Source organism: Aminobacter niigataensis, from assembly GCF_946995915.1.
Classification (GTDB): domain Bacteria; phylum Pseudomonadota; class Alphaproteobacteria; order Rhizobiales; family Rhizobiaceae; genus Aminobacter; species Aminobacter niigataensis.
Genome location: NZ_OX341517.1, coordinates 2,669,123 through 2,690,041 on the forward strand (window position 1 = coordinate 2,669,123; position 20,919 = coordinate 2,690,041).

Sequence of the window (20,919 nt, forward strand, 5' to 3'; positions counted from 1 at the left end):
CTCGCCGTCAGGCAACGATCTCGAAAAGAACTGCAGTCGCATCGTCGCTAACCTTGAAACGGGGGAACTGCTTGCCGTCGGGGTCTTCGGTCAATTCGATGTGGCGCAATTCTGCAAGCAGCGGAGCAAGGCCTGCAGTGTTTGCTGCGCCGACAAATTCTGCAATGTCGTAGCGGCCATATTGGTCGACGAGAGCAGCGAAGCCGTCGCTGCAGAGCAGACCCCTGGCCGGCAGCGAGGGCTCGAGCCTTTCGGTGACAAGGTGCTCGGCGGCAGACGGCTCGATACCGAGCGTCCAGACGGAGCCGCCTTGGCGGTTGTAGGCGGCGCGGTGGCGCCGCAGCTCCTCACGCACGCCCGGCGCATCGGCCAACGCCTGATGAGTGGCAAATCCGCCCGCATGAGCGATGGCTGTGCGTGCGCCGTCGCGCTCCTGGGCGGAGGCACCCTTGATGGCGCTGGTGCTGAAGGTGCTGCCGTCGGCGCCGAGCAGGAACAGCCGGCAGTCGCCCAGGCCGTGGGTGACGATGTCGTCGCCTTCGATCCGGACCATCTGGAAGCTTGCCACCGGCAGGTTCCATGGCTCGATCGGCAGCGCAGGGGCCGCCTCGTGCACGACATTGGCAGCGCGTTGATTGAGCTCGCGCACGACATCGGTCATGGGGCGGCCGTTGCGGGCCAGCTCTTCGAACGTGCTTTGGGCAAACCGGGCCAGCCAGGCGGCGTCGGAGCCGTGCAGGCCGACGAGGCTGTCTCCGCCGAGGCCGGTGGCGCCGTCGATGACGAAGGCGCATGTAGCATTGCCGCCGGCGCTGTCCTCGTTCGCGCGGCTGATGGAGCCGGGTGCAGTGATCGAATCTATGATGCGGATGTTGGGCATGATGGAGGCTGTCTGGCGCGCGGCTGTGACTGGAGTATGACCGCAGGCTATTCGATCGGGCTTGCGCCAAGCCATTTCCACGCCTCGGCTTCGTCGGCGTCGGCGAAATGCCTGGTTTCGATCGAGGTGAGCGGCGCAAACAGGCCGACCACCGGTCCCATCCAGGCAGGGCCACCGACCAGCGCATAGCGCCTGATGTGATGCAGCGCCTTCATCTTGCCCTTGAAGGTAAGGGGATCGAAAAGCGCCGACCAGTCGAAGCCGTCATATCCTGTCGCGCGCAGCAGAACGTCGATCTTGTCGTGGCCTTCATAGGCCGCGTCGAGCAGGCCATAGGCGTTTTCGATGTCGGCCTGGGTGAAATGGCCGACGATCTCGAAGGCAAAGACCTCGTTGTTGTCGGTGTCGATGCGCCGGAAAGGCGGCGGGGCATCCATGGATTTCATTGGTGTCCTCCTCGATGGCCGTCTGGCGGTTTTTGGCCGCAACGTCATTGGAACACATAAAAGCGCTCTCTGTTCCCGGCCAAGGCGTGTTAGGTGCGTTCGTCTCAAGATTTGCCGTGAGTTGCCGATGCCCGCCAAGCTCTCCGTGAACGTCAATGCCATCGCCATGCTGCGCAACCGGCGCGACCTGCCATGGCCTAGTGTCACCGGCCTCGGCCGCCTGGCACTTGCCGCCGGTGCGCATGGGCTGACGGTGCATCCGCGTCCGGACCAGCGCCACATCCGCTTTTCCGACGTGCCCGAGATCCGGGCGCTGATCGACGACGAATTTCCAAAGGCAGAGTTCAACATCGAAGGCTATCCGAGCGAAGACTTCCTCCAACTGGTCGAGAAGCACCAGCCGGAACAGGTGACGCTGGTGCCGGACGATCCGTCGCAGGCGACCTCCGACCATGGCTGGGACTTTGTCACCCAAGCGGGTCTGCTCAAGCCGGTGGTGGCACGGCTCAAGAAGGGCGGCTTCCGCGTCTCCCTGTTTGCCGATGCCGACCCTTCCGGCGTCAACGCTGCCCGCGACACGGGCGCGGACCGGATAGAGCTGTTCACCGGGCCATACGGCGCGTGTCACGATGATCTGGCCGGGGCAGCGAAGCAACTGGAAATACTTGCTAAAACCGCAGATGCGGCAATCGCTGCCGGTCTCGCGGTCAATGCCGGTCACGACCTCGTCGTCGACAACCTGCCGCAGCTGACGCGCAGCATCCCCAAGCTGGCCGAAGTGTCCATCGGCCATGGCCTGACGGCAGACGCGCTGGAATACGGAATGACCGGCACGATCAAGCGATATCTGAAGGCCTGCGGGTGGTAGAAGGCATATGCCGACTGCTAGGGCGGAACATTAGCTGTCGCAAAACAGCTGTTGCTTTTGCGCTGCAGCAAGCGTAGAGCCCCGCGGCTTCACGGAGAGTTGTCCATGACCGATGCCGGCCCTGACAAGGCGAACGCGAGCGGGCAGCCGGTCCAGACGGACGGTCATTCCCACGACATCAGGATTCTCGTGCTCGGCGCACTCGGCGTCGTCTTCGGCGATATCGGCACGAGCCCGATCTACGCGTTCCGCGAGGCCCTGGTGGCGTCGGCGGGCGGCGAGGTCGCTTCCCGCGAAGACATTCTCGGCGTGCTGTCGCTCATCATCTGGGCGCTGACCATCATCGTCACCGTCAAATACGTGATGTTCGTTCTTCGGGCGCACAACCGGGGCGAGGGCGGCACGCTGTCGCTGATGGCGCTGGCGCGGCGCAGCCTGCCCAAGCGCTCGGGCATCATCCTGGCGCTCGGCATGGTCGGCGCCGCACTGTTCTACGGCGATGCGGTGATCACGCCGGCGATTTCGGTGCTGTCGGCGGTCGAGGGCATGAATGTCGTCACGCCGGCGTTCCAGCCTTACGTCGTGCCGCTGACGCTGGTGATCCTGGCGGCGCTGTTTTCAGTCCAGCGCTTCGGCAGTGGCGGCGTGGCGATCGTGTTCGGGCCGATCACCCTGGTCTGGTTCCTGGCCATCGGCTATTCCGGCATTGTCCACATAGCCGACGATCCGGAAATCCTGCTGGCGGTCAACCCGATCTACATCGTGCAGTTCCTGGTCAACCAGCCCGAGGTGTCGTTCGTCACCATCGGCGCGATCTTCCTTGCGGTGACCGGCGCCGAAGCGCTTTATGCCGATCTCGGCCATTTCGGCCGCAGGCCGATCGTGCTGGCCTGGCTGTGCATCGTCTTTCCCTGCCTGCTGCTCAACTATGTCGGCCAGGGCGCCTTCGTGCTCTCGCATGACGGCACGGTGGGCCATCCGTTCTTTGAAATGAACGAGGGCTGGATGCTGGTGCCGATGGTGGTGCTGGCAACGGCCGCGACCGTCATCGCCAGCCAAGCGGTGATCACCGGCGCCTATTCGCTGACACGCCAGGCCGTGCAGCTCAACATGCTGCCCCGCCTGGTCATCCAGCACACGTCGGAGACGACGCAGGGCCAGATCTACATGCCGCGCGTCAACCTTCTTTTGGCTTTGGTGGTGATGCTGCTGGTCGTCGGCTTCGGCGAATCGAGCGCGCTCGCCTCGGCCTACGGCATTTCGGTTACCGGCAACATGCTGGTGACGACGCTGTTGCTTTCGGTGGTGATGCTGCGCATCTGGCGCTGGCGGGTCGCCGCCGTCGTCGTGGCGATCTCGATATTCGGCCTGATCGACATCGGCTTCTTCGCTTCCAACATCGTCAAGGTCTTCGAGGGCGGCTGGGCATCGCTGGCGGTCGCCTTCACGATCATCCTGATCATGTGGACCTGGGTGCGCGGCAGCCGCTATCTGTTCGACAAGACGCGCAAGAACGAAATCCCGCTCGACTTCCTGGCTGGCAGCCTGATCAAGAAGAAGCCGCATCTGGTGCCCGGCACAGCGGTGTTCCTGACCAGCGATCCCGACAGCGCGCCGACCGCGCTGATGCACAGCCTCAAGCACTACAAGGTGCTGCACGAGCAGAACGTCATCCTGTCGGTGGTGACGGCGCAGCAGCCCATCGTCCCCGACAGCGAACGGGTGAAGATGGAACAGGTCAACGAGCTGTTCATGCGCGTGAAGCTGAAATTCGGCTACATGGAACAGCCGAACATCCCCAAGGCGCTGGCCATCTGCCGCAAGCAGGGCTGGAAGTTCGACATCATGACGACGTCGTTCTTCCTGTCGCGGCGGTCGCTCAAGGCGTCGCCCAATTCCGGCATGCCGGTGTGGCAGGACAGGCTGTTCATCGGGCTGGCTCGTACGGCAGCCGACGCGACCGAGTACTTCCAGATTCCGACCGGGCGTGTGGTCGAGGTCGGTACCCAGGTGTCGATCTGAGGCCTGGACTGAGCACCGCTACGGCGAAGTGAAGCATTGCCAAGCACGGCCCATCCGTGAACCTTTGCTGCGGATGGGGTGACGCATGAACGGTCGAAATCTTCACATTGCAATTGCCGGTGCCGGGCCGGCCGGGCTCGCTGCGGCACTCTATCTGCAGCGTGATGGTCATCGCGTCACCGTTTTCGAACGCTTCGCCGAGCCGAGGCCGGTTGGGTCGGGCCTTATCTTGCAGCCGACAGGACTGACCGTGCTCGACGATCTGGGCCTGCTCGGCGAAATCTCGACACTTGGCAGCCGCATCGACCGGCTGCATGGCACCGATGCCAAGAGCGGGCGCACTGTGCTCGACGTGCGCTACGACGCCCGGCCAGGTGGGCGTTTCGGCATCGCCGTCCATCGCGCGGCGCTGTTCGGCACACTCTATCGCGCGGCTCGACGCGCTGGCATCGAGATCGTTACCGACGTCGACCTCGATGCGGTGGAGCCTGGCGAACAGCCGCGGCTGCTTGATGCGGCTGGGCGTGGCCTCGGATCGTTCGACCTCGTCGTGGACGCGACCGGCTCGCGCTCCAAGTTGCGCCGCAGCGCGGGCCTCGAAGGCGAGCCGAAACCGCTCGCCTATGGCGCGTTCTGGGCGTCGCTCGACTGGTGTGGCGAAGGATTCGACGAAAATGCACTGACGCAGCGCTATCGTCGCGCCAGCGTTATGATCGGTGTTTTGCCCATCGGCCGCGCGGAAGCGGACGGGCGCAAGATGGCGGCGTTCTTCTGGAGCCTGAAGCCGGCCGAGGCCGAACGCGTGCAAGCCCAAGGACTGGCTGCCTGGAAGGCCGAGGTGGCAAGGTTGTGGCCGGAGTGCCAGGCCTATCTCGACCAGATCGAGGATTTCGATCAGCTGACGCTGGCCCGCTATGGCCACCACACGTTGGCACAACCTGCGGCACGCGGCTTTGCCGTCATTGGCGATGCCGCGCATTCGACCAGCCCGCAACTGGGGCAGGGCGCGAACATGGCTCTGCTCGATGCGGCGGCACTCGCCCATGCATTGAGGCAGGCAGGCGACATGGATGCGGCGCTTGCGTTCTATGTTCGGGCGCGACGCTGGCACGTCAGGCTGTTCCAGGCGCTGTCCTTGGCCTTCACGCCTTTCTACCAGTCGGACTTGCTGCTGTTGCCACTCCTGCGCGATCGGCTGGTGGCGACAGTTGCCAGGATCCCGCCGGCGCCGCAGCTTCTGGCTTCGATCGTTGCCGGCACGCTGATCGACCCGTTTGGCCCCGCCGGCCTCAAGGAGACGGATTGGATGAATAGCGGCGAAGAAAGAGCTGTCCGGATCCCGGCTTGAGCCGCGCTGCGGTTGTGGTTACGTTGCGTCACATTCAACCGAGGGGGCTGTGATGTCGGGACTCATGCTGCTTGGAATTCGAAAGGCGGTGGCGGCCATGGCTCTGCTCGCCCTGGGCTGCATGCCGGTGCTGGCGGATGCGACGGTTCCCACCGCCGACATCGAGGGAGCCGCCGACAATGCGCTTGCCAAACGCTATGAAGGCTCGTTCATCGTCTACCACCAGAAGCTCGACTATACGGATTTCAGCGTGCCGCTGGCGCCGCTGAAGGCGGACCCAGATCCGGAAAAGCGCGACAAGAACAACAACCGGGTGTTCAAGCCGGAGAAGGCGGAAGAGGTCGAGGGATCGCTCACCCGCCTGTTCTATGTGCTGCCGGACGGCCGTTCGCCGCTCGAGGTGCTGCGCAACTACCAAGACGTGGTGCAGGCCGCCGGCGGCGAGGTGGTGTTCGAATGCAAGAAGGAGGAATGCGGTGGCGACGCCTCGCGCTCGGCTTCCAGCGGCGGCGGCGACATGAGCCTGATGATGAACTTCTTCTACGACAGCGACCTCGGCGTCGACGCGTTCTCGAACGCCGCCTGTGTGGCGTCGTCAGGGGTCGCCGACCAGCGCTATTTCACCGCCAAGGTTCCGCGCGACGGCGGCGACGCTTATGTCACGGTGCAGACCTTCCAGCTGCTCGATGACCTCTACTGCAAGGAGCTGAATGCGCGAACGGTTGCCATTGTCCACGTGCTGGAGCCCAAGGCGCGCGACAAGAAGATGGTGCTGGTGGAAGCCGCCAAGATGGCGGACTCATTGTCGACCAGCGGCGGAATTGCGCTCTACGGCATCTTTTTCGACACCGACAAGGCCGACATCAAGCCCGAGTCGGAGCCGACGCTGAAGGAGATCGCCAAGCTGCTGGGCGACGATCCGGCACTTGCGGTGGCCGTGGTCGGCCACACCGACAACCAGGGCAAGTTCGACTACAACATCGACCTGTCCAATCGCCGCGCCGCTGCGGTGAAAGCGGCTCTTGTTTCGCAATTCGGCATCGACGGCGGACGTCTGACGGCGGCAGGCGCCGGCATGATGGCGCCGGTCGCCAGCAACGACAATGACGAAGGACGGGCCAAGAACCGCCGCGTGGCGCTGGTTAAGCTGAACTAGTTTTCGGCACTGCTGAGCAACGTCGGATAGAGGCTGGCGCATAAACGCAGCGTTGTGCGATTGCGCTGTCACCCGTCTTGCTGGTGGCGGACGGGTGTATCCAAATTTCGTGGCCGACGACAAAATTCGGACATGGGCGAACTTGCCCATTGCGAGGCCATGAAATTTACGGCATAAGCCGAACCGTAACGTACGGTACGGCTCTTGTGAGGATAGCCGGACCGAGATCCACGGCAGGCGAAGATGCTGCAGGCAGTCACCGAGATGATGGAAGGCGAGGGGCCGACGGCGCGTCAGCAGGACGTGCTCGATGCGGTGCTGCGCCTGCTCGTCGAAGAGGGTGACCGGCTGACCATGACCGCCGTTGCCCGGCGTGCCAGCTGCTCCAAGGAAACGCTCTACAAATGGTTCGGCGACCGTGACGGACTGCTGACGGCCACCGTGCAATGGCAGGCCTCGAAGGTGCGCGTGCCGCCGGTGGACCGCAAGGGCCTTGACCTCGTCTCACTGACCGCCAGCCTCGAGCGCTTTGCCTCCGATTGGCTTAGGGTGATTTCAAGCGACACGTCGGTCGCGCTCAATCGCGTTGCGGTCGTGCATGCGGGCTCGGACAAGCGCGACCTTGGCGCCATCGTGCTCGAGCGCGGCCGTTTTGCGCTTGGCCGCAGGCTCAAGCCGGTGTTGGAAGCCGGCCGCGAGGCGGGGCTTCTCGAATTCGACGACGCCGAAGAGGCGTTCCGGACCTTTTTCGGGCTGGTTGCGCGGGACGTGCAGATACGTCTGTTGCTCGGCGACCGGCTGGAATTGACTGATGCGGGGATCGACGGCGATGCCGCGCGCGCAACGCAGCAGTTTCTTGCTCTCCACGGAGCGAAAACCGGGCCCAAGGCCCTCTAATCTAAACCGGGAAGGAACCCACCCAATGCGTGTCTATTACGATCGTGATGCCGATCTCAATCTGATCAAGGGCAAGAAGGTCGCCATCATCGGCTATGGCAGCCAGGGCCGCGCGCACGCGCTGAACCTCAAGGATTCGGGCGCCAAGGAACTCGTCGTCGGCCTCAAGGCCGGCTCGGCGACCGCCAAGAAGGTCGAGGCCGACGGCCTCAAGGTGATGACGGTCGCGGAAGCCGCCAAGTGGGCCGACCTGATGATGATGGCGACGCCTGACGAACTGCAGGCCGACATCTATCGCGACGAGATCGCTCCGAACATCCGTGACGGCGCTGCGATCGCTTTCGCCCACGGCCTCAACGTGCATTTCGGCCTGATCGAGCCGAAGAAGACCGTCGACGTGCTGATGGTCGCGCCGAAGGGCCCGGGTCACACCGTGCGCGGCGAATACCAGAAGGGCGGCGGCGTGCCGTGCCTGGTTGCCGTTCACCAGGACGCTTCGGGCAATGCGCTCGACCTCGGCCTCAGCTACGCCTGCGGCGTCGGCGGCGGCCGCTCGGGCATCATCGAGACCAACTTCAAGGAAGAGTGCGAGACCGATCTGTTCGGTGAGCAGGTCGTGCTCTGCGGCGGCCTGGTCGAGCTGATCCGCGCCGGCTTCGAGACGCTGGTCGAGGGCGGCTATGCCCCCGAGATGGCCTATTTCGAGTGCCTGCACGAAGTGAAGCTGATCGTCGACCTGATCTATGAAGGCGGCATCGCCAACATGAACTACTCGATCTCGAACACCGCCGAGTGGGGCGAGTACGTGACCGGTCCGCGCATCATCACCGACGAGACCAAGGCCGAGATGAAGCGCGTCCTCAAGGACATCCAGACCGGCAAGTTCACCTCGGAGTGGATGCAGGAATACCGTTCGGGTGCTGCCCGCTTCAAGGGCATCCGCCGCAACAACGACAGCCACCAGATCGAGGAAGTCGGCGCCAAGCTGCGCGCGATGATGCCCTGGATCGCCAAGAACCAGCTGGTCGACAAGGCCAAGAACTAAGAAGCCCTGCAGCGACAGCTGCAAGGAAAAGGCCGGCGGAGCGATCCGCCGGCGTTTTTTTATTGCTGGTGCCCATGAATTGGTTGTTCAGCCGTAGTGCCAGGCCGGTTTCGGCTCGGTGCCCTCGAACTGCACGCCGACGCGGTCGTTCTTGCGCCAGCGCACGACGGCGCGGTAGCCGATGCCGTCCACCGGAACATAGAGCAGGAAGCGCTCGGGGACGCGTGCGTCGGCACTGACGCGCAACTCGGCGCCGTTCTGGTGCATGTTGCGCACCGTGACGCTGATTTCGGAATTGGCGACACCGGTAATGATGGTGGCGCCCTTGAGCACGCGATTGCGATGCTCGCGCCGGTTGTTGTTTTCTGCGTCGTCGCTCATTCGTCAGGTCCATGCGTGTGCGGTCAACGACCGCGCGCTGCGGACGCCGTAGCACGGACGTGTAAATATGAGGTTTGCCGCGGCGCCGATCTGGCTGGCGCCGCAGCCGAGTGCGTCAGCTATAGGGCGACCAGCACTGCTGGCGTGGCCCGTTATAGGGCTGGAACGTGTTGTCCCAGGCGCGGTACGAGCGGTAGCGGTCGTAGCACCACCGGACATGCACCGAAGACAGTCCGCCGCGATAGACACGGCGCGGCTGGACATAACGTGGCTGGTAGTAGCGCGGCTCGTAGTAACGGTAGGCCGGGATGCCGAAATTCAGATAGATCCCGGTGCCGCCGCGCCAATGGCGCCTGTGCGGACGATTCCGCCAGCGCCAGTCATCACGCCAACGATCACCGCGCCAGTTGCCGTGGCGTCCCCTGTCTCCGCGCCAGCCGTCGCGGCGCGCGTAGCAGCCAGTGCCGGGCGGGCAGAAATGGCTCTGGGCGGGGATGACATTCGGCACGGCCTGCGGGGCGGTCGAATGCACCTGGCCGAGGTTAATGGGGCCGGCCGAAGCCGCCAAGGGCAGGCCGGTGACGAGCCCGAGTGCCACAAGCCCTGAACGTGCGAAGGATGAGAGTTTCATGGTGGTCTCCTGATATCCGAATCCCAAAGGCTCCATGCCCCCAAATTTCGATGGAGATAGGGCATTTTCTGCCTTTCAGCCTGAACGGGAAATGAACAATGCAGCTTCCCTGTGGGCTTGTGATTGGGCTCTTGTGTTTGCCCCGACATGAAGGCAATGCTCGCGGTCATGTCGCTGCGCCTTGCCACCTTCAATGTCGAGAACCTGATGAACAGGTTCGATTATTCCGGCTACCGCAACCAGCTCAACGAGGATCGGACGCTCGCGCTGTTCGAAATCCGCAGCGAGGCCGAGTACCGGCTGCTGGAGCAGGCGAGGGCCATCGCACATGCCGACGACATGCGCCAGCTGACTGCACTGGCGATTGCCGAGACCCGCGCCGACATCATCTGCCTGCAGGAGGTCGACAACATCGAAGCGCTGAAGGCGTTCGAATACGGCTATCTCTTCAAGATGGTGGGGCAGGGCTACCAGCACAAATACACGACCTCGGGCAATGATTCGCGCGGCATCGACGTGGCGGTGATGATGCGGGCGGAGACCGCGCACGGCCAGCCGATCGAATTCGTGCGCATGACCAGCCATGCCCATGTCACCTTCGAGGAATTCGGGCTGCATACGCCGGAACTGGCAAGCCTCGGCCAGGAGCCATTCGAACGCATCTTCCGGCGCGACTGCCTGGAGATCGACGTCAAGATCGGTGGCAAGCCGCTGACCATCTACTCGGTGCATTTCAAGTCGATGGGCTCGCCGCGGAACGAGCTGAACGGCCGCGATGCGACGATGCCGATCCGCGTTGCCGAGGCCAAGGCGGTGCGGCGGATCATCGAGGACCGTTTCGGCAAGGACCATGTCGGCGAGCGACGCTGGGTGATCTGCGGCGACATGAACGACTATCGTGAGCGGCTGGTCATCGGCGGCGATGCCTATCAGGGCTACAGTTTCACGCCGGTCCACGAGACGGCCTCATGCCTCGACGTGTTCCTGGCCGACGGTTTTGCCGAAAACGTCGTCGAAAGGCGGCCCGAAATGGAGCGCTGGACGCTCTACCATACGCGCGGACCGCTGGAGCGGCACCTGTGCCAGCTCGACTACATCCTGTTGTCGCCGGCGCTGGCGAAGACAAACGCCCAAGTCGTGCCCGACATCGTCCGCCGCGGCCAGCCCTGGCGCACCATCTTCCCGCCCGGGCAGGAGGTGGAACGCTACCCGCGCGCCGGCTGGGACAGGCCGAAGGCCTCGGACCATTGCCCGGTGGCCGTGACCCTCGACATCACCTGAGAGGCCAAGCCTTGGCGTTCGACATTCCGCGCAACCAGATACTGCCGGTCGACGTCGTCGACGTGCGCCTCGATCCGGAGCCTCATCCGTTCGAGCGCGACAATGCCGCAGCCATCGTCGCAAACTGGGCAGAGGAGAAGGCAGCGCGGCCAGCCCTTTTCGACGGCACGGTGGTGCTTTTGTCGGAACTCGCCTATGGCGACAACCGGCTGACCGGCCGCTGCCATGCCATCCGCTACTCGACCTTCATGCTGTGGCGCAAGCTGAAGCCGGTGACGAGCGCGGAGCACGCCTTCGCGCATGCCATGCTGATCTCGAGCGACAACGCGCTGGTGGCGATCCGCATGGGCGCGCACACGGCCAATGCCGGCAAGGTCTATTTCGCCGCTGGTTCCTTCGAGCCGGAGGACTTTCGAGATGGTCTGGTCGACCTCGACTACAACATGGCGCGCGAGGTGCGCGAGGAGACCGGCCTCGACCTTGGCACGGCCACCCGTGAGGAACGCTGCCATGCGCTTTCGGTAGAAAGCGGTACGGCGATCGTGCGCTGCTACCGTGCCGCCGAGACGGCCGACGAACTGGCTGCGCAGATAACGAGGTTCGTCGCGGACGATCCCGATCCTGAGATCGAAGGACCGGTGGTTATTCGCGGCATGGACGACTTGCCCGAAGGCCTGATGCCGCATATGCGCCCACTGGCGGAATGGCATTTCTCCCGTAGCAAGGCCGGTCTCGCCTAGAACCCCTTGATGCCGGCTTGCCCCAAGCGCACTGTCGGCGCAATTTCAGGGGGAGATTTCATGATCAGATCTATTGTCCGCAATGGCCTGTTGGCGGCCGTTTGTACGGTCGTGCTGTTTTCAAGCAGCAGTTCGGAGGCGCTCGACAGCAGTCCTGCCGCCGCAAAGGTCGTGGTGACGCCCTTGGCGTCGGTTACCACCACGGCGAGCGGCCAACCGATCGTGCTGCCGCAGAAGAACGTGCAGGTGCTGGTCTCTTCCTTCGAGATACCGCCGGGCGCCACGCTGCCGGTGCACAAGCACCCGTCCGCGCGCTACGCCTATGTACTCGAAGGGCAATTGCAGGTGACCAATGTCGATACCGGCAAAGGCACCAGCTACAAGGCCGGCGACTTCATCGTCGAAATGATCGGTGAGTGGCACCAAGGGGCAAATGTCGGCGCGGAGCCGGTCAAGCTTCTGGTGATCGACCAGGTGGAGGAAGGAACGCCTAACACCGTGCTGAAGGAATAGCCCTATTCGTGGCGCAGTGCCTCGATCGGATCGAGGCGGGCGCCACGCAGCGCCGGGAAGAAGCCGAACACCATGCCGATCAGTGCCGAGAAGCCGACGGCTAGCAGCACCACGGCCAGGCTGGGCACGAACGGAATGGACAGCGCCAGGGATGCAGCACCCGCCAGAGCCAGGCCGATGGCGATGCCGATCAGCCCGCCGAGCAGCGACAGCACCGTGGCTTCGACCAGGAACTGGATCAGGATGTGCTTTTCATGCGCGCCGATGGCGAGGCGGATGCCGATCTCGCGGGTACGCTCGGTGACCGACACCAGCATGATGTTCATGATACCGATGCCGCCGACAAGCAGGCTGACACCGGCGACGGCTCCGAGCATGCCGGTCATGGTGGCGGTGGCGCTGGCCATGGCATCGGCGATCTGGGTCATGTCGCGGACCGAGAAATCGTCCTCCCGGTCGGCGGTGACGCGCCTGACGTCGCGCATGATGTCTTCGATGCGGGTCTGCACCACCTGGGTCGGCGTGGCGTCGTCGGCGGCGACATAGATCGTTTCGATGTCGCGATTGCCGGCGATGCGGCGCTGGAAGGCGGAAAGCGGCATCAATACGACATTGTCCTGGTCCTGGCCGAACCCGGAATAGCCCTTGGGTTCGAGCAGGCCGACGACCTTGCAACTCATGCGGCCGATGCGGATGCTGGCGCCATCGGGATCGCCGGCACCGAAGAATTGGCGGCGCACGGTTTCACCGATCAGGCAGGCATTGATGCCGCCACGCACCTCTGATTCGCTGAACGATCGGCCCGAGGTGACCTTCCAGTCGCGTGCGTCGAGATAGGCATTGTCGGTGCCGGTGATCGAGGAGGTCAGGCTCTCCGTGCCGAACACGACGCGCACCTGCTTCTGCGACGCCGGCGAGACCGCGCGGACGCCTTCGAGATGGGCTGCCAGGGCCGCGACTTCCTTTTCGCCGAGCGGCCGGATTGTCTGCTGCGGTCCCGAGCCGGGGGCGGCGGGGCGGCCGGAGCGGACGATGAGCAGGTTGCTGCCGAGTTGCGAGATGTCCGCCTTGACCTTTTGCGTCGTGCCGCTGCCGATGGTCAGCATGGCGATGACGGCGGCGACGCCGATGACGATGCCGAGCAGGGTCAGGAACGAACGCAGCGCATTGCGGCGGACCGAACGAAGGGCGAGGCGGACGGTTTCCCAGATCATCGCCTATGCCGCCTCGAGCTTCTTGGTGTCGGAGGCGACATGGCCGTCGCGAAAGGAGATGGTGCGGCCGGCATAGGCGGCGATGTCGGCCTCGTGGGTGACCATGACGATGGTCAGCCCGTATTCCTCGTTGAGGTGGGTGAGCAATTGCATGATCTCGTGGCTGCGGGCGGTGTCAAGATTGCCGGTGGGTTCGTCGGCGACAAGCAGCGTCGGCCGCGTGACGATGGCGCGGGCGATCGCGACGCGCTGCTGCTGGCCGCCTGACAGTGAGGCCGGGGTGTGGTGTTCGCGGTCTTCGAGGCCGACTTCGGCAAGCGCCTTCATGGCCAGCGCGCGCCGGTCCTGGGCCGGCACACCACGATAGATCAGCGGCAGCTCGACATTTTCCACCGCCGTTGTGCGCGGCAACAGATTGTAGCCCTGGAAAACGAAGCCGATGTAGAGATTGCGCAGTTCCGCGCGGCGGTTGCGGTCGAGCCGGCCGGCGTCGACACCCATGAAGCCGTAGCGGCCGGAGGTCGGCGTATCGAGGCAGCCGACGATGTTCATCGCGGTCGACTTGCCTGAGCCGGACGGGCCCATGATGGCGACGAACTCGCCCTGGCCGATGGCAAGATCGATGCCGGCGAGCGCGCGCACCTCGGCCTCGCCCTGGCCGTAGGTCTTCCAGACCTTGTCGAAGACGATGAGCGGAGCCGGGCTCATATCAGTTCTCAGTTCGCCCGGGATGAGGTCGAGGCGGTGATGACCTTGTCGCCGGCGCTGAGCCCGGAGATGACCTCCGTGCGGTCGCCGTCAGTGGCTCCGGTCTTGACCCTGACTGCAACCGGGGCGCCGTCCTTGAGCACATAAAGCGTGCGCGAGCCGTCGGCAGGCGTCGAAGCAGGGCGGCTGCGATCGGTCGGCCCGCGCGAAGGCCGGCCCAGGAACACGTTCTGCAGGCTGAAGCCGGCGTTGCGCGCAGTCGGGGTCGGCCGGTAGCGGAATGCGGTCGCCGGAACGGTGAGTACACCCTTGGCCTCGCGCGTGACGATCGACACGGTGGCGGTCATGCCTGGACGCAGCAACAACTCGTCGTTGCCGACATCGAGCCACGCATTGTAGGTGACCACGCCGTCGGTGGTGACCGAGGCATAGGCGATGTCGCGGATCGAGGCATCGAAACTGCGGTTGGGGAAGGCATCGACGGTGAAGCGCGCGTGCTGGCCCTTGGCCACCGTGCCGATATCGGCCTCATCTACGGCCGCCTTGAGCTCCATCTTGGACAGGTCGGCGGCGAGCACGAACAGCACCGGCGCCTGCATGGAGGACGCGACCGTCTGGCCCGGGTTGACCGAGCGTGTCAGCACGACGCCGTCGATGGGGGCATAGATGCTGCTCTTGGCGAGGTCAGCCTGCTGCAGCTTGAGGTCGGCCTCGGCGATGGCAAGGTTGGCCTCTGCCATATCGAGCGCGCTCTGGGCGCGGTCGCGCTCGGCGGTGGCGGCTTCGAGCGCCTGGGTGGTGGCCATGCCGCGCCGTGTCAATTCCTGCGCCCGGGTCAACGCCTGCGTGTTCTGCGACAGTGTCGTGCGGGTGTCTTCGACCTTGGCGGCAGCGGCTTTTGCCGAAGCCTGGGCACGCTCGATCTGGGCGGAAAGCCGGGTAGTGTCGAGTGCGGCCAGCACGTCGCCTTTCTTGACCTGCTGGTTCTCGACGACGGCGACCGAACGGACGACGCCTGAAAGCTCGCTCGAGATGTCGACCTGGGTCAGGGGCTGCAGATTGCCTGTCGCCGAGACCTCGACGGTGATGTCGCCGACCTCGGCCGGCTGGCTGGTGTAGATGACGCGCTCGGAAGGTGCGCCGAGCCAGGAGTAGCCGGCATAGGCGCAGCCGGCGGCAATCAAAGCCAGAATCAGCCAAAGCCAGCCCTTGCGCCGGCGCGTGGTTCGGCCCTTGCCGTCGAGGCCGAGTGCCGTCTCGATGGATGGCGCGGTTGCCTGATCCTGACGATTTACCAACTGGTCCAAGCCAGACCCCTTTGATGGCTCGAGAAAACCCACTTAGAGCCTGTTGCTCGAGCACGATCTCTCCGAAACCGGTTCCCACCGTTCGGGGTCATGCTCTAGGATCACAGATCGGCCGTGTTGTCCCGGAATTCAAATTAAATTTCGCTCATGTTGCCGGCGCAGAAGGAGCAAACATGACGATCGGACGCAAGTATTTTATTTACGACGTCTTCACGCAGGACAGACTGGCAGGCAATCCGCTGGCGGTCGTTGTCGATTCGAAGGGGCTCGATTCCGCCGCGATGCAGGCGATAGCCCGGCAATTCAACCTGTCAGAGACGGCGTTCGTGCTGCCACCCGACAATCCCAAGCACAAGGCGCGGGTGCGCATCTTCACGCCCGACTACGAGATGCCCTTTGCCGGGCATCCGACGGTCGGTACGGCCATCGCCTTGTCGGAGATGGGGCAGAGCAGCGATCTGGCCGGCATTTTCGTGCTTGAAGAGAACATCGGCCTGGTGCGTTGCGCCGTCGACAAGGTCGGCAGCGGGCTGTTCGCCGAATTCGACCTGCCCAAGCTGCCACAACAACTGCCACTGTCGGCCGATGCCGAGGCGATCGGTGCAGCACTCGGGCTCGGGCCGCATGAAATCGGCTTCGAGAATCACCGCGTCTCGCTGTGGTCGGCTGGCGTGCCCTACATCACCGTGCCGGTCGCCGACATCAAGGCAGCATCAAGGGTACGGTTCAACAACGAGGCCTGGTTCGAGTTTTCGCCGAAGAAAAGCGAATCCGCGGTGGCCAGCGCCTATGTCTACTGCCGCGAGACGATCGACCATACCAGCGCCTTCCATGCCCGAATGATCGTGCCGGGCAGCCCGTCCTACGAGGATCCGGCTACGGGTTCGGCTGCGGCGGCCTTTGCCGGAGCGATCATGCTGTTCGACAAGCCGACCGACGGCGGGCAGCGATTCTGGATCGAACAGGGAATCGAAATGGGCCGACCGTCGAGAATCAGGCTCGAACTGGACGTATCGGGTGGAAATCTTGTCGCCGCGCGCATCGGCGGGCATGCCGTAAGGACCGCGGAAGGCGTTCTTCTGGTCTGAAGCGAAGGAATTTTTGCCGACTTGAAGAAAAAGCGACCGGTGGGGTGGACAGCGCAAAAGGGCTTGGCTATATGCCGGCCACGGTCGGTTCACCGGTCGTGTGGGTGCGTAGCTCAGTTGGTAGAGCAGCTGACTCTTAATCAGCGGGTCACAGGTTCGATCCCTGTCGCACCCACCAAGTCTTCTCAAAGACTTCCGCTGAATTCTTCATGCAAGACGAGGCGAAATCCTTATGCCGGTTCCCGGCAAGAGGCTGTTTCTTTCCCGAATGCCGTAAACGCAATTCCAGCCTTGTCCGCTGGCGCCGGCAAGCTTGTCTTGCTTTCGCGGAGCGCCGATTGTCGAACACGAGCGCGATTCGGGCCGGGAAGATTTCGGGATAAAAGATGCCTAGTTTGAGAGAGGTCCTCGACGAGATCGTCGCGGAGATGGCCGGACATCCGGACCGCGGCGAGGTCGCATCCTACATTCCGCAACTCGGCAAGGTCGATCCGAACAAGTTCGGCATAGCCGTCACCTTGACCGACGGCGAAGTGTTGGTGGCGGGTGACGCCGACGAGCCTTTCTCTGTCCAGAGCATTTCCAAGGTATTCACGCTGGCGCTGGCCCTGGGGCGTGTCGGCGACACCTTGTGGAAGCGCGTCGGAAGGGAGCCCTCCGGCACGCCCTTCAACTCCATCGTCCAGTTGGAGCGGGAGGAGGGCATTCCGCGCAACCCGTTCATAAATGCCGGGGCAATCGTCGTATCCGACGTGCTCCTGGCCGGGCATCAGCCGCGCGAGGCGATCGGCGAGATCGTGAGTTTCGTACGCTCGCTTGCCGACGACGATTCGATCGTGGTCGATGGCGATGTCGCCAGTTCCGAGCGTGCCACCGGCTACCGCAACTTTGCCCTGGCAAACTACCTCAAGGGTTTTGGCAACCTCAATCACGCGCCGGAATTGACCCTGGGCGTCTATTTCCACCACTGCGCCATCGCGATGAGCTGCCAGCAACTGGCGAATGCGGGCCGTTTCCTGGCAAATGCCGGCCGTATTCCCTCGTCGGGGCACACGGTCATTTCGAGCGAGCGCGCCAAGCGCATCAATGCCCTGATGCTGACCTGCGGCCATTATGACGGTTCTGGCGAATTCGCCTTCCGCGTCGGCATTCCGGGCAAGAGCGGCGTCGGCGGCGGCATATTGGCGATCGTACCCGGCGTGGCGTCGATTGCCGTCTGGTCGCCGGGATTGAATGCACGCGGCAATTCGATGCTTGGCTCGATCGCCCTGGAGCAGCTGACCAAAAGGATGAACTGGTCGATCTTTTCGCCTAAACCGGCCTGACCCACGGTTTGGCTGTTGCGGCGAGGCCTCCGACTAAGGGGTATCTGCGCCTCTGATAAGGGCGAACCTCCAAGGGTAGGTTTGCTGCCCATTGCAAAAGCCGCCGCTCTTCCGCGACTATGGGGTGCGCGTCGTCGGTACGCGGCAACTCAGGGCCAAGGAGATCGCAGGTGGTCGAGGCAATTCCGAAGGGCCGAGGCCTGAGTTCCCGAAACCAGGTTTCGCTGCAGCCCAATTCCCGGACGGCCCTGCCGACCTTTGCCGCCACCGCAGCCGTGGTCGCAATCCTCTACTTTGCCCGCGACGTGTTCCTGCCGCTGGCGATCGCCGTGCTGCTGACATTCGCCTTGGCGCCGATCGTCGCCTGGCTGAGGCGGATCGGCGTTCCCAGGCTGGTCTCGGTGATCGCCTGCGTCCTGGCCGCGTTCGGGCTGGTCGCCGTGTTCAGCTTCGTGGTGGTTTCCCAGGTCGGCGAGGTTGCCCGGAACGTTCCGACCTATCAGGCCAACATCCTGGAAAAGGTGCGCTCGCTCAAGGAAAGCGGCAGCGGGGGCGGGATCATCGACAGGCTGAGCGGCGTCATCGAGCGCGTCGGCCAGGAACTCGACAAGCCGGAATCGGTGACAGTGCCAGCGGCGCAGCCGTCGCGGCCGGACCCGCTGCTGGTCGAGATCTTCACGCCGCAGAGGCCGATCGAGACGCTGAAGAACCTGATCGGACCGCTGATCGGGCCGCTCGCCACGGCTGGCCTGGTCATCGTGGTCGTCATCTTCATGCTTCTGGAGCGCGAGGACCTGCGCGACCGGTTCATCCGCCTTGTCGGCTATGGCGACCTGCACCGAACGACCGAAGCACTGCAGGATGCCGGCCGAAGGGTGGGGCAGTACCTGTTGATGCAACTGGTGGTGAATGTCGCCTATGGCGTCCCCATCGGCATGGGCCTGTGGCTGCTGGGCATACCGAACGCGATCCTGTGGGGTCTGTTGGCCATCGTGCTGCGCTTCGTGCCCTATATCGGCCCGGCAATCGCGATGATCCTGCCGTTGTTCCTGGCGCTCGCCGTGGCGCCCGGCTGGTCGCTGGTGCTGTGGGCGGCAGCGCTGTTCATCGCCATGGAACTCGTCATCAACAACGTCATCGAGCCTTGGCTGTACGGCTCGCGGACCGGACTCTCGCCGCTCGCCATCATCGTTGCCGCGATCTTCTGGACCTGGCTGTGGGGGCCGGTGGGCCTGGTACTGTCGACGCCGCTGACGGTGTGCCTTGTGGTGCTCGGCAAACATGTGCCGCAGTTCGAGTTCCTGGAGGTGCTGTTCGGCAACGAACCGGTGCTCGATCCCAAGGAGCGGCTGTACCAGCGCCTGCTGGCGGGGGACCCGGACGAGGCGACTGACCACGCCGAGGAGATGCTGGAGTCCGAATATCTGGTCGACTTCTACGGCAAAGTGGCAATCCCCGCTTTGCTGCTGGGCGAACTGGACCGGGCGCGAGGTGCCCTGACCGACGAACAGCGGACACGGGTTGCGGCAAGTGCCGTGACGCTGGTGGCCAATTTGAACGAGATCGCCGACGAAGAGGCCGATGAAGAGGACGACGCGACCGAAGACGCTGCGCAGGACGATGACGCGCAGGAGGAGGAACTGCCGGATGGAGCCGGCAAGACGGTTTTGTGCATTGGCGGTCGTGGCGACCTCGACAATGCGGCCGCGGCGATGCTGGCGCAGGTGCTGACGGTGCAGGGAGCAACTGCCTCGACGGCGAGCCACGCCGACGTGGAGCCGTCCAGCATCAGGAGCCTGCCACTGGAGGGCGTCCAGACAGCCGTGGTGGGGTTCCTGAATGCCGATTCCCTGAACCACGGCCGTTTCCTGGTGCGACGCCTGAAGCGCGCCAGGCCATCGCTCAGGGTGGGCGTCGTCTTGTGGACCGACACCGCCGGTGGGGATGCCGGGAAACTCGCAGGCGACCTGAATGCCGATTTCGCGGCCTTCGGCATGACCGGTGCCGCAATCGGCGCATTGACCGATGCGCCCGCAGTTCCCCTCAAGGCTGCCAAAAGAAAGGTTCGCCGTCCGTCGCAGGCCGGTCGGAAGAGCAAGGCTGCCTAGGTCGGCAGGTTCGATGAACCGGAACAGGCCGACGTCGAGGCCTTGGGTGGGTGGTTGGCTACGTCGCCCGATTGCTGCCGCAGTGCGTGTGCATCTCAGGAGTTGAAGGGATTCGAGCGATCCGCCGTCCAGAAGGCGATGGATCGATTCTGCTCGTTGCGCATTGTTAGATTCGGACGGGCGTTTAAACCTTTTTCGGAGTGATGTTGATGAAGAAACTGCTCTCGTGTCTGGCACTGCTGGTGACGCTGGCGGCATGCTCGCAGACGGAACAGGGTGCCGCGATCGGCGGTCTCGGCGGCGCGGCGATCGGCAGTGCCGTCGCCGCACCCGGAAATCGCGCGGAAGGCGCGCTTGTCGGCGGTGCCGTGGGTGCCGTCGCCGGTGCCCTGATCGGCCGGGCGAATGAGCCGAATCGTTGCCGCTATCGCGACCGTTATGGCCGCACCTATCTCGCAGCGTGCCCGCGCGGTTATTACTGAGCCGGCTATCTTGAATACGATGTCCTGAGGGTGCTGATGCGCCCTCGGGACATTCTTTTTTGCAGGAGTCGTGCGGCCCATTCGGGCGCGCAGGCAACGGCGCGGCGCTTCTATCCAATTGTAATTGTTTGTTTTTCCCCGAAGGATCGATGTCCTCGGGCTCCTTCTATTGCCGGTCCGGAGAACTCCGAGGGGGAAAATATGCTCTCTCCGGCGGAGATGTCGGCAAAGCCGTTCCACAATCTTGCCAAAATTAGCAATCGACAAAGTCTATTAGTTTTATAGACTAAGGGCATGATGGAGATTGCGATGGCACAGACCCAGTATCTCTCGAACGGCCGCACTGCGCAGGCTGCGGCTTCGACCGTACGACCTGCAGCATTCGCCAGGTTCGGTTCCTACCTCGTCTTTGCGGTTTCGTTCGGCTTCACCGCGGCCGTTGTGGTCGGCCTGGTCCACTAGGCTTTTCCCAAATGGGC

At 63.8% G+C, this 20,919-nt stretch carries 21 protein-coding genes and 1 tRNA gene; 15 read left to right on the forward strand and 7 right to left on the reverse strand.

Annotation, left to right across the window (positions count from 1 at the left end; translation table 11 throughout):
* Positions 1–7: 7 nt before the first annotated feature.
* A complete protein-coding gene (locus O1Y97_RS12950; protein WP_318761291.1) occupies positions 8–880 on the reverse strand; it encodes a hypothetical protein in 873 nt (290 codons plus the stop codon).
* A gap of 47 nt (positions 881–927) precedes the next feature.
* On the reverse strand, positions 928–1,326 hold the full coding sequence (locus O1Y97_RS12955) for a SpoIIAA family protein (protein WP_199914467.1): 399 nt from the start codon (positions 1,324–1,326) through the stop codon (positions 928–930).
* Between the two features lie 127 nt (positions 1,327–1,453).
* Here O1Y97_RS12955 and O1Y97_RS12960 point away from each other — a divergent pair, with 127 nt between their 5' ends.
* From O1Y97_RS12960 to ilvC, 6 genes are all read left to right on the forward strand, one after another.
* On the forward strand, positions 1,454–2,194 hold the full coding sequence (locus O1Y97_RS12960) for a pyridoxine 5'-phosphate synthase (RefSeq protein WP_108607694.1): 741 nt from the start codon (positions 1,454–1,456) through the stop codon (positions 2,192–2,194).
* A gap of 105 nt (positions 2,195–2,299) precedes the next feature.
* Positions 2,300–4,216, forward strand: a complete 1,917-nt coding sequence (locus O1Y97_RS12965; RefSeq protein WP_108607695.1) for a potassium transporter Kup — start codon at positions 2,300–2,302, stop codon at positions 4,214–4,216.
* Positions 4,217–4,301: 85 nt separating this feature from the next.
* On the forward strand, positions 4,302–5,564 hold the full coding sequence (locus O1Y97_RS12970; protein WP_318761292.1) for an FAD-dependent oxidoreductase: 1,263 nt from the start codon (positions 4,302–4,304) through the stop codon (positions 5,562–5,564).
* 52 nt (positions 5,565–5,616) lie between these two features.
* On the forward strand, positions 5,617–6,720 hold the full coding sequence (locus tag O1Y97_RS12975; protein ID WP_318761293.1) for an OmpA family protein: 1,104 nt from the start codon (positions 5,617–5,619) through the stop codon (positions 6,718–6,720).
* Positions 6,721–6,963: 243 nt separating this feature from the next.
* Positions 6,964–7,617, forward strand: coding sequence for a TetR/AcrR family transcriptional regulator (locus O1Y97_RS12980; protein ID WP_183260465.1), 654 nt, complete (start codon positions 6,964–6,966; stop codon positions 7,615–7,617).
* Between the two features lie 25 nt (positions 7,618–7,642).
* Entirely contained in the window at positions 7,643–8,662 is a 1,020-nt protein-coding gene (gene ilvC / locus O1Y97_RS12985; RefSeq protein ID WP_108607697.1) for a ketol-acid reductoisomerase, read from the forward strand.
* 87 nt (positions 8,663–8,749) lie between these two features.
* Here ilvC and O1Y97_RS12990 read toward each other — a convergent pair whose 3' ends face one another.
* Together O1Y97_RS12990 and O1Y97_RS12995 are read right to left on the reverse strand one after the other, a co-directional pair.
* Positions 8,750–9,043 carry a PilZ domain-containing protein gene (locus tag O1Y97_RS12990; protein WP_318761294.1) on the reverse strand — a complete coding sequence of 98 codons (294 nt, stop codon included), beginning with the start codon at positions 9,041–9,043 and terminating at the stop codon, positions 8,750–8,752.
* A gap of 115 nt (positions 9,044–9,158) precedes the next feature.
* The gene (locus O1Y97_RS12995; protein ID WP_318761295.1) at positions 9,159–9,674 is read right to left on the reverse strand and encodes a BA14K family protein; all 516 of its coding nucleotides are present in this window, start codon (positions 9,672–9,674) and stop codon (positions 9,159–9,161) included.
* A gap of 168 nt (positions 9,675–9,842) precedes the next feature.
* Between O1Y97_RS12995 and O1Y97_RS13000 the strand changes: the two genes are divergently transcribed.
* The 3 genes from O1Y97_RS13000 to O1Y97_RS13010 are packed head-to-tail and all read left to right on the forward strand — an operon-like array spanning position 9,843 to position 12,208.
* Entirely contained in the window at positions 9,843–10,955 is a 1,113-nt protein-coding gene (locus tag O1Y97_RS13000) for an endonuclease/exonuclease/phosphatase family protein (protein ID WP_318764207.1), read from the forward strand.
* Between the two features lie 11 nt (positions 10,956–10,966).
* The gene (locus tag O1Y97_RS13005; protein ID WP_108607699.1) at positions 10,967–11,695 is read left to right on the forward strand and encodes a hypothetical protein; all 729 of its coding nucleotides are present in this window, start codon (positions 10,967–10,969) and stop codon (positions 11,693–11,695) included.
* Between the two features lie 60 nt (positions 11,696–11,755).
* The gene (locus O1Y97_RS13010) at positions 11,756–12,208 is read left to right on the forward strand and encodes a cupin domain-containing protein (protein ID WP_318761296.1); all 453 of its coding nucleotides are present in this window, start codon (positions 11,756–11,758) and stop codon (positions 12,206–12,208) included.
* A gap of 2 nt (positions 12,209–12,210) precedes the next feature.
* On the opposite strand, the gene O1Y97_RS13015 is transcribed toward O1Y97_RS13010, so the two are convergent.
* Genes O1Y97_RS13015 through O1Y97_RS13025 form a run of 3 tightly spaced genes read right to left on the reverse strand, consistent with a single transcriptional unit; the run spans position 12,211 to position 15,437 of the window.
* Positions 12,211–13,422 (reverse strand): ABC transporter permease, encoded by a 1,212-nt coding sequence (locus tag O1Y97_RS13015; RefSeq protein WP_183260474.1) that lies wholly within the window; start codon positions 13,420–13,422, stop codon positions 12,211–12,213.
* Positions 13,423–13,425: 3 nt separating this feature from the next.
* On the reverse strand, positions 13,426–14,130 hold the full coding sequence (locus O1Y97_RS13020) for an ABC transporter ATP-binding protein (RefSeq protein ID WP_318761297.1): 705 nt from the start codon (positions 14,128–14,130) through the stop codon (positions 13,426–13,428).
* An 8-nt stretch (positions 14,131–14,138) separates the two neighbouring features.
* Positions 14,139–15,437, reverse strand: a complete 1,299-nt coding sequence (locus O1Y97_RS13025; protein ID WP_183260476.1) for an efflux RND transporter periplasmic adaptor subunit — start codon at positions 15,435–15,437, stop codon at positions 14,139–14,141.
* A 173-nt stretch (positions 15,438–15,610) separates the two neighbouring features.
* Here O1Y97_RS13025 and O1Y97_RS13030 point away from each other — a divergent pair, with 173 nt between their 5' ends.
* The 6 genes from O1Y97_RS13030 (at position 15,611) to O1Y97_RS13055 (ending at position 20,902) form a co-directional block, all read left to right on the forward strand.
* Complete coding sequence (locus tag O1Y97_RS13030; protein ID WP_183260478.1) at positions 15,611–16,525, forward strand: PhzF family phenazine biosynthesis protein; 915 nt, start codon at positions 15,611–15,613, stop codon at positions 16,523–16,525.
* 102 nt (positions 16,526–16,627) lie between these two features.
* Positions 16,628–16,703 (forward strand) — tRNA-Lys (locus tag O1Y97_RS13035).
* Positions 16,704–16,911: 208 nt separating this feature from the next.
* On the forward strand, positions 16,912–17,850 hold the full coding sequence (locus O1Y97_RS13040) for a glutaminase (protein ID WP_183260480.1): 939 nt from the start codon (positions 16,912–16,914) through the stop codon (positions 17,848–17,850).
* 170 nt (positions 17,851–18,020) lie between these two features.
* Positions 18,021–19,958 carry an AI-2E family transporter gene (locus O1Y97_RS13045; protein ID WP_318761298.1) on the forward strand — a complete coding sequence of 646 codons (1,938 nt, stop codon included), beginning with the start codon at positions 18,021–18,023 and terminating at the stop codon, positions 19,956–19,958.
* 209 nt (positions 19,959–20,167) lie between these two features.
* The gene (locus O1Y97_RS13050; RefSeq protein WP_108609844.1) at positions 20,168–20,440 is read left to right on the forward strand and encodes a glycine zipper domain-containing protein; all 273 of its coding nucleotides are present in this window, start codon (positions 20,168–20,170) and stop codon (positions 20,438–20,440) included.
* A gap of 309 nt (positions 20,441–20,749) precedes the next feature.
* Positions 20,750–20,902 (forward strand): hypothetical protein, encoded by a 153-nt coding sequence (locus O1Y97_RS13055; RefSeq protein ID WP_318761299.1) that lies wholly within the window; start codon positions 20,750–20,752, stop codon positions 20,900–20,902.
* The last annotated feature ends 17 nt before the right edge of the window (positions 20,903–20,919 follow it).

Bases quoted from the DNA above. Each gene is read 5' to 3' on its own strand.
- O1Y97_RS12950 (WP_318761291.1), bottom strand. From the start codon at position 880: ATGCCCAACATCCGCATCATAGATTCGATCACTGCACCCGGCTCCATC.
- O1Y97_RS12955 (WP_199914467.1), bottom strand. From the start codon at position 1,326: ATGAAATCCATGGATGCCCCGCCGCCTTTCCGGCGCATCGACACCGAC.
- O1Y97_RS12960 (WP_108607694.1), top strand. From the start codon at position 1,454: ATGCCCGCCAAGCTCTCCGTGAACGTCAATGCCATCGCCATGCTGCGC.
- O1Y97_RS12965 (WP_108607695.1), top strand. From the start codon at position 2,300: ATGACCGATGCCGGCCCTGACAAGGCGAACGCGAGCGGGCAGCCGGTC.
- O1Y97_RS12970 (WP_318761292.1), top strand. From the start codon at position 4,302: ATGAACGGTCGAAATCTTCACATTGCAATTGCCGGTGCCGGGCCGGCC.
- O1Y97_RS12975 (WP_318761293.1), top strand. From the start codon at position 5,617: ATGTCGGGACTCATGCTGCTTGGAATTCGAAAGGCGGTGGCGGCCATG.
- O1Y97_RS12980 (WP_183260465.1), top strand. From the start codon at position 6,964: ATGCTGCAGGCAGTCACCGAGATGATGGAAGGCGAGGGGCCGACGGCG.
- ilvC (WP_108607697.1), top strand. From the start codon at position 7,643: ATGCGTGTCTATTACGATCGTGATGCCGATCTCAATCTGATCAAGGGC.
- O1Y97_RS12990 (WP_318761294.1), bottom strand. From the start codon at position 9,043: ATGAGCGACGACGCAGAAAACAACAACCGGCGCGAGCATCGCAATCGC.
- O1Y97_RS12995 (WP_318761295.1), bottom strand. From the start codon at position 9,674: ATGAAACTCTCATCCTTCGCACGTTCAGGGCTTGTGGCACTCGGGCTC.
- O1Y97_RS13000 (WP_318764207.1), top strand. From the start codon at position 9,843: ATGTCGCTGCGCCTTGCCACCTTCAATGTCGAGAACCTGATGAACAGG.
- O1Y97_RS13010 (WP_318761296.1), top strand. From the start codon at position 11,756: ATGATCAGATCTATTGTCCGCAATGGCCTGTTGGCGGCCGTTTGTACG.
- O1Y97_RS13015 (WP_183260474.1), bottom strand. From the start codon at position 13,422: ATGATCTGGGAAACCGTCCGCCTCGCCCTTCGTTCGGTCCGCCGCAAT.
- O1Y97_RS13020 (WP_318761297.1), bottom strand. From the start codon at position 14,130: ATGAGCCCGGCTCCGCTCATCGTCTTCGACAAGGTCTGGAAGACCTAC.
- O1Y97_RS13030 (WP_183260478.1), top strand. From the start codon at position 15,611: ATGACGATCGGACGCAAGTATTTTATTTACGACGTCTTCACGCAGGAC.
- O1Y97_RS13040 (WP_183260480.1), top strand. From the start codon at position 16,912: ATGCCTAGTTTGAGAGAGGTCCTCGACGAGATCGTCGCGGAGATGGCC.
- O1Y97_RS13050 (WP_108609844.1), top strand. From the start codon at position 20,168: ATGAAGAAACTGCTCTCGTGTCTGGCACTGCTGGTGACGCTGGCGGCA.
- O1Y97_RS13055 (WP_318761299.1), top strand. From the start codon at position 20,750: ATGGCACAGACCCAGTATCTCTCGAACGGCCGCACTGCGCAGGCTGCG.